The sequence below is a fragment of the Bradyrhizobium sp. P5_C11_2 genome (assembly GCF_054049755.1).
The window spans coordinates 1-5,695 of the sequence record NZ_JBFULT010000492.1; the positions used below are offsets into that span (position 1 = coordinate 1).

Here is a 5,695-nt window from a genome sequence, read left to right on the forward strand (position 1 = left end):
ATGCTCAAGACCTATCGCGACCGCTATCGCGACGGCATTCCGCGCCGGAGCATCGCCGACGAGGAGGCCGATGCGCGCGTGCTCTACCGCGTGCTGGCCGAGACCGGCGGCCGCGACCTGGTCGGGCCGGCGGCCGAGCTCGATCCCGGCACCTTCTATCACGCCGTCCCCGGAGACTGAGGTGCTGCGCCTTCTGTCGATTGCCCTGCTCCTTGCGATCTGGTGGACAGCCGCGCTGTTCGTCGGCGGTGCAAAACTGCCCTCGCCGCCCGCCGTGCTCGACGTGATGATCGCGGAGGCCGCGAGCGGCGCGCTGTTCCTGCATCTCGGCGCCACGCTCGCGCGCGTCGCGCTCGCCTTCGTGCTGGCGATGTCGCTCGGCAGCGCCATCGGCTATCTGATGGGCCGGGTGAAGCTCGCCGACCGGCTCGGCGATCCCTGGCTGATCCTGCTCCTGAACCTGCCGGCGCTGGTGGTGATCGTGCTCGCCTATATCTGGGCCGGGTTGACCGAAGCTGCCGCAATCGCCGCGATCGCCATCAACAAGCTGCCGACCGCCATCGTCACCTTGCGCGAAGGCACCCGCGCGCTCGACCGCTCGCTCGACGAGATGGCGGCCGTGTTCGCAATGCCGCGCTGGCGCGCGTTCCGGCACGTGGCGCTGCCGCAGCTTGCGCCCTATATCGCCGCCTCCGCGCGCTCCGGGCTGTCGCTGGTCTGGAAGATCGTGCTGGTCGCCGAGCTCTTGGGGCGCCCGAACGGCGTCGGCTTCGAGATCGGGGTCGCCTTCCAGCTGTTCGACACGCCGCGGCTGCTCGCCTATTCGCTGACATTCGCCGCCGTGGTGTTCGTCATCGAGACCGTCCTGGTGCAGCCGTTCGAAGCCCGTGCAACACGGTGGCGGCCCCGTGCGGCTTGAAGTCGATATCACAGCCAAGACGTTCAGAAGCGCAGCGGGCGAAACGCACGATGTGCTCGCGCCGGTCAAATTCGCGCTTGGTGCCGGCGAGGTCGGCGTGCTGATCGGACCGTCCGGCTGCGGCAAGAGCACGATGCTGCGGATCATCCTCGGCCTCGATCGCGACTTTCAAGGCGCCATCTCGTGCCCGCCGGACGCCCGCATCGGCATGGTGTTCCAGGAGCCGCGGCTGTTGCCGTGGCGCTCGGTCGAGCAGAATGTGCGGCTGGCGGCGCCCGGGATCGGCGAGGCAAAACTGTCCGAGCTGTTCAGGATCCTCGAGCTGGAGCAGCACCGCAGCCACTTCCCCGGCGAGCTGTCGCTGGGGCTGGCCCGCCGCGTCGCACTCGCCCGCGCCTTTGCGGTCGAGCCGGACATTCTGGTGCTCGACGAGCCCCTGGCCTCGCTCGACGACGCGCTGGCCGGCCGATTGCGCGACGAGATCGCGACGCTGGTCGCCAGCCGGCCGGTCACGACGCTGCTCGTGACGCACAGCCTGGACGATGCGGTGCGCCTCGGCGATCGCCTGTTCTTCCTGTCGCCGCGCCCGGCGCGCATCCTGGCCGAGGTCCCCATCGGCATCCCGCGCGAGGCGCGCAGCGACGCCGCGATTGCCGCGATCAAGGCCGGGCTTGCGCGGCGCGCCCAGGGTGAGCAGGGCGGCGAACGCGCCGGGCGGGATGTCTCATAGGCAGCCGCGCGGCGCGTGTGCTAAACAGGCCGGTAGCGGAGCCTGACGATGAGACGAACCGTTGCTCTGACGACGCTTGGCTTCGCGCTCGTCGCGACCATGGCGGGCGCCCAGGACATGATGCGTGACGTCGACCTCACCTCACCCGCCATGGTCTCCGCTGAAATGAGCCGGCAGGAGGTCGAGGCCGTGCTGGCCAAAGCGAGCGCCGGCGCGCCCGCCGACTTCACCGGCACGCGCTTGTCGGGGCTCGATCTCTCGGGGCTCGACCTTTCCAGGGCGGTGCTTCGCACCGCACGGCTCAACAAGACAAAACTCGGCGGCGCCCGTCTTGATCGAGCGATCCTCGATCAGGCGTGGCTTCTCGACGCCGATCTCACGGGCGCGAGCCTGAGAGGCGCCAACCTGTTCGCCGCGCAGATGGCGCGCGCTCACCTCGACGGCGCCGATCTGACCGGCGCGCGCATCGCAGCCGATCTCAGCGGCGCGAGCCTGGTCGGCGCCTCGATCGCTGACGCTAATCTCGGCGCCGACATGCGCAACCAGTCGATGGGGTTGATGCGCGCCGTGCTGCGATCGGCGAATCTGGAACGGTTGAACGCGCGCAACGCCGACCTGTCGCGCGTCGATCTCGAGTTTGCCTCCCTCAGGGGCGCCGACCTGACCGGCGCGTCGCTCCGGAACGCCCAGCTCGGCGGCGCCGACCTGACCGGGGCGACCGTGATCGACACCGATTTCGAGGGCGCCGATCTCACCTCCACCAGGCTGATTGCACCGATCGGCCTTGACCGCGCCAAGAATTTCGACRAGGCAAAGAACCGCGAGCGCCTGATCAGGCAATAACGGCGCCGACGTGGGTGGACGATTTTTGGGAGGACGATCTGATGCGTTGGGGTCTGGTGTTGATCGCGTTGCTGGGGTTTGCCGGCGAAGCCGCCGCGCAAGGCAAGGGCAAAGGCATCAGGCTGTGGAATCTGACGACGGAGACGATCTCCGGCTTCCAGCTCTCACCGGCCGGCAAGACCGACTGGGGTCCGAACCAGACCCTGAACGACAAGGATAAGGAGGTCGACCACGACGAGCGGCTGCGCATCACCGGCGTCGAGCCCGGCCGCTACGACGCCAAGGTCAGCTATCCCAATGCACGGCAATGCATCGTGCGCGACATCGAGATCAGGGCCGATGCGGTGTTCTCGATCGCCGACAAGGACCTGAAGGACTGCACCAAGTAGCGCGGCTAGGCCTTGTCGTTCGGGTGCGGATATTCGCAGCGCCACCGCACCGCATGCCACTTCGGATGGTCGCCGATCCATTGCGCGATATAGGGCGGCGCCGCCATGGCGCATTGCCTCGGCGATCCCGCATAGTTGAACACCAGATGCTGCTCCTCGCAGGTCGCAGGCGAGAGCACCGCACACACAGTCACCACCAGATCGATCGGGTTCATGCCGGAATCCTCACGCAAGGGCGGTCAAGGTTTAGCATGAAAGGCTACGTCCCGAGGAGCCGGAAGTTTCAATCCGGTGTGAGGAATGGCCGCTCTTTTCCCCTCTCCCCGCTTGCGGGGAGAGGGGAAGAGCGCACCTAGAAATTCACCCCGAACACCAGCCTTGCCTGCTGGCGTTCGAAATTGACGAGGTCGAGATTGGCACTCGATCCGGCCGCACGCCCCCAGGCCTGGATACTCCAGCTCAGAGTCAGCCGCGAACGTTCGGAGAGCTGGAAATAGGCCGTGGGCCCGACGAACAGGGCCTGGCCTGCGAACTCGCCGAGACCGATGCCCTCATATTGCCGGAAGTAGCGCAGCTCGCCGCCGAGCAGCATGTTGGGACGCACGCGCACGAGGCCGGCAAAGCCGGCGCCGATGGTGGAGCTCTTCTCGGACAGCCCGGCCACCTCGAAGCGCGCCCATTCCGGCTGGTAGATCAGGTTGAGCGCGCCGATGGCGAAATTCGGGATCAGCTCGCGGTCGAAAGCGAGCGTGAAATCGGTGCCATACATCCGGCCTTTTGCGCCGGAGGTCTCATCAATGCGGTCGCCATGGAGCTCGGCGGCAACAGTGAAGCCGAACGGTGCGCGCTCGCGGTCGAGCAGGCGATAGCGCAGGTCGAGCGAGGCGCCCTGGAAGTTAAGCTGGCGCCGGTCGCCGATGTCGGGGACGCCGGTGATGTCGTGCAACGTGGTGGTGCCTCCGACCTCGATACGGAAGTTCGGCAGCGGCACGACCTCGATCTCGACCTCCTGCGCCAGCGCGCGATAGGTTCCGCCGCCCTTGCCGAACCGCCCCGTCGTCTGGCTCTGGAATTCGCGCTCGCCGGGATTACCGACATCGGTGCCGATCAGGAAGCCGAAGATGTGCTCGGTGTCGAAGCCCTCCTCGGCGCTCACGCACGCCGGGGCAAGCGCGACGCTGCACGCTACCGCCGTCCAGAATCTGTGGGTTTTTCCGCGCATGCCGTGTCCCGAAAGCGCGCGCCGCCTTGATGCGGCAGCGGCGCTGACCAGGCATCAGCGTAACACACTGCGCGGCGCGCACGGTCAGGATTTTGGTGGGGAGAGCGCCGGCGCCCGATCGCGGGTGGCTCTGCATCGACGACAAAACATCGGGCGCAGCGACCAGGAAAAGAAGCGGGCCGAACACTGCCACGGCCCCGACGGCATAAGCCATCGAAGCCGCGGCAGGTCGTCAGTCTTACTTGCGCGAAGCGCAGGCGTACATGTTGATTTCCATGCCGACCGGCACTTCCACGATCTTCGGAGCTTTCCAAGCCATTCGGGGGTCTCCAAGGTATCAAGCGCGACAACCGCGCCGGCGAAAAACTAGGGCTGCGTCAGGTGCAGCGCAAGTCTGGAATCGAAGACAGAATAGATCTGTTGCGATTCTCGGTGCCCACACTTCTCTCTCGGACAAGAGAAGTTCTCTCTCGGACAAACGCTGTACCTTGTGCGACGCACCGCCGCGCCTTTTCGACTCGCATGGCCGAGCAGCTCCAGGTTCCGAATGTCCGGGCGGAATTGCGACCGGTTCGGGCGGCGGCGTTCACCGCAACAAGCGCAACAGCGCGCGGCCGGCGCGCGAGTTCAGCTCCTTCGCATCCAGCGTTCCGTCCTTGTCCGGATTCGCGGCGTTGAATCGCTGCTCCACCACTGAAAGATATTCGTCGAGCGTGAGCGTGCCGTCATGATCGGGATCGGCGGCGGCGAGTTCTTTCGCCGTCAGCCGTCCGCGCAATTCGCGCGCATCCAATGTGCCGTCGTGATCGGGATCGAGCTTTGCGAACAGCGCGGTGGCCGCCTTCTTCACCTCGGCAAGGTCGAGCGTGCCGTCATTGTCGGTATCGAACATCTTGACGGCGTTGCCGGATGCCGACCAGGCCGGACCGGCGAGCAAGGCAATTGTGAACGCAAGCGCAACAGAGCGACGCGATATCATCAAAACCTCCCGTAATAGCGTTTCCCGATTCGACCGGGACCGAGACGACATAAGTCCACATGCAGGCACCGGTTCAAGCCCGGAATTGCAACTGGCGCGCGCTACAACTCGAGGAACCCGGCCGCGTGAGCGCGGCGCTGCTTCACGCCGCGGAATTTCGCCAGCGTCTCCGCGCAAGTCGAGAATCGCCAGTTGTAAGGTTTCTGTAAGGCAACTGGCATCTGGCGTCCAACATATCGGCATGACACTTACGACTTTCGTATTGACGCGTTTTGCATTCGGGCGGAGTGTTGCGCTCGCAGCGTCAAAAGGCGCGCATATTGGGGAGGAACGGATGAAACGCTTTGCGATGGCCGCGAGCCTCGTCATGCTTGCATCAACTTGTGCGGGCGCACAGACCACCGAGCAGCTGGTCAAGGGCGCGACCGACACATCGAATGTTCTCAACTACGGGATGGGCTACAATCTCCAGCGTTTCTCGACGCTGAACCAGATCAACAAGGACACCATCAAGAACCTCGTCCCGGTCTGGAATTACAGCTTCAACGACGATCGCAGCGAGGAATCGCAGCCGCTGGTGTACCAGGGCGTGATCTACGTGACGTCGCACAAC

Annotated in this window: 8 protein-coding genes and 2 pseudogenes; 6 read left to right on the forward strand and 4 right to left on the reverse strand. The window is 65.5% G+C overall.

Annotated elements, in window-relative coordinates:
- The 5 genes and pseudogenes from ACXJL8_RS31920 to ACXJL8_RS31940 all read left to right on the forward strand — a co-directional run.
- A pseudogene (locus ACXJL8_RS31920) lies at window positions 1–180 on the forward strand (ABC transporter substrate-binding protein); the annotation flags it as partial.
- A 1-nt stretch (window position 181) separates the two neighbouring features.
- Window positions 182–919, forward strand: coding sequence for an ABC transporter permease (locus ACXJL8_RS31925; RefSeq protein ID WP_456621030.1), 738 nt, complete (start codon window positions 182–184; stop codon window positions 917–919).
- A complete protein-coding gene (locus ACXJL8_RS31930) occupies window positions 909–1,649 on the forward strand; it encodes an ABC transporter ATP-binding protein (RefSeq protein ID WP_456621031.1) in 741 nt (246 codons plus the stop codon). Before ACXJL8_RS31925 ends, ACXJL8_RS31930 begins: the two co-directional genes overlap by 11 nt.
- A 48-nt stretch (window positions 1,650–1,697) precedes the next feature.
- Window positions 1,698–2,492, forward strand: coding sequence for a pentapeptide repeat-containing protein (locus ACXJL8_RS31935; RefSeq protein ID WP_456686218.1), 795 nt, complete (start codon window positions 1,698–1,700; stop codon window positions 2,490–2,492).
- A 41-nt stretch (window positions 2,493–2,533) separates the two neighbouring features.
- A complete protein-coding gene (locus ACXJL8_RS31940; RefSeq protein ID WP_456621033.1) occupies window positions 2,534–2,881 on the forward strand; it encodes a hypothetical protein in 348 nt (115 codons plus the stop codon).
- Between the two features lie 5 nt (window positions 2,882–2,886).
- On the opposite strand, the gene ACXJL8_RS31945 is transcribed toward ACXJL8_RS31940, so the two are convergent.
- From ACXJL8_RS31945 to ACXJL8_RS31960, 4 genes are all read right to left on the reverse strand, one after another.
- Window positions 2,887–3,096 (reverse strand): hypothetical protein, encoded by a 210-nt coding sequence (locus ACXJL8_RS31945; RefSeq protein WP_456621034.1) that lies wholly within the window; start codon window positions 3,094–3,096, stop codon window positions 2,887–2,889.
- A 137-nt stretch (window positions 3,097–3,233) separates the two neighbouring features.
- Window positions 3,234–4,103, reverse strand: a complete 870-nt coding sequence (locus ACXJL8_RS31950) for a hypothetical protein (protein WP_456686219.1) — start codon at window positions 4,101–4,103, stop codon at window positions 3,234–3,236.
- A gap of 238 nt (window positions 4,104–4,341) precedes the next feature.
- A complete protein-coding gene (gene pqqA, locus ACXJL8_RS31955) occupies window positions 4,342–4,422 on the reverse strand; it encodes a pyrroloquinoline quinone precursor peptide PqqA (protein ID WP_008562446.1) in 81 nt (26 codons plus the stop codon).
- Between the two features lie 267 nt (window positions 4,423–4,689).
- Window positions 4,690–5,082, reverse strand: a complete 393-nt coding sequence (locus tag ACXJL8_RS31960) for an EF-hand domain-containing protein (protein ID WP_456621036.1) — start codon at window positions 5,080–5,082, stop codon at window positions 4,690–4,692.
- 334 nt (window positions 5,083–5,416) lie between these two features.
- Here ACXJL8_RS31960 and ACXJL8_RS31965 point away from each other — a divergent pair.
- Window positions 5,417–5,695 (forward strand): annotated as a pseudogene (locus ACXJL8_RS31965) (PQQ-dependent dehydrogenase, methanol/ethanol family); the annotation flags it as partial.

Coding starts and splice junctions, on each gene's coding strand:
- ACXJL8_RS31945 (WP_456621034.1), bottom strand. CDS start 3,096: ATGAACCCGATCGATCTGGTGGTGACTGTGTGTGCGGTGCTCTCGCCT.
- pqqA (WP_008562446.1), bottom strand. CDS start 4,422: ATGGCTTGGAAAGCTCCGAAGATCGTGGAAGTGCCGGTCGGCATGGAA.
- ACXJL8_RS31940 (WP_456621033.1), top strand. CDS start 2,534: ATGCGTTGGGGTCTGGTGTTGATCGCGTTGCTGGGGTTTGCCGGCGAA.
- ACXJL8_RS31960 (WP_456621036.1), bottom strand. CDS start 5,082: ATGATATCGCGTCGCTCTGTTGCGCTTGCGTTCACAATTGCCTTGCTC.
- ACXJL8_RS31950 (WP_456686219.1), bottom strand. CDS start 4,103: ATGCGCGGAAAAACCCACAGATTCTGGACGGCGGTAGCGTGCAGCGTC.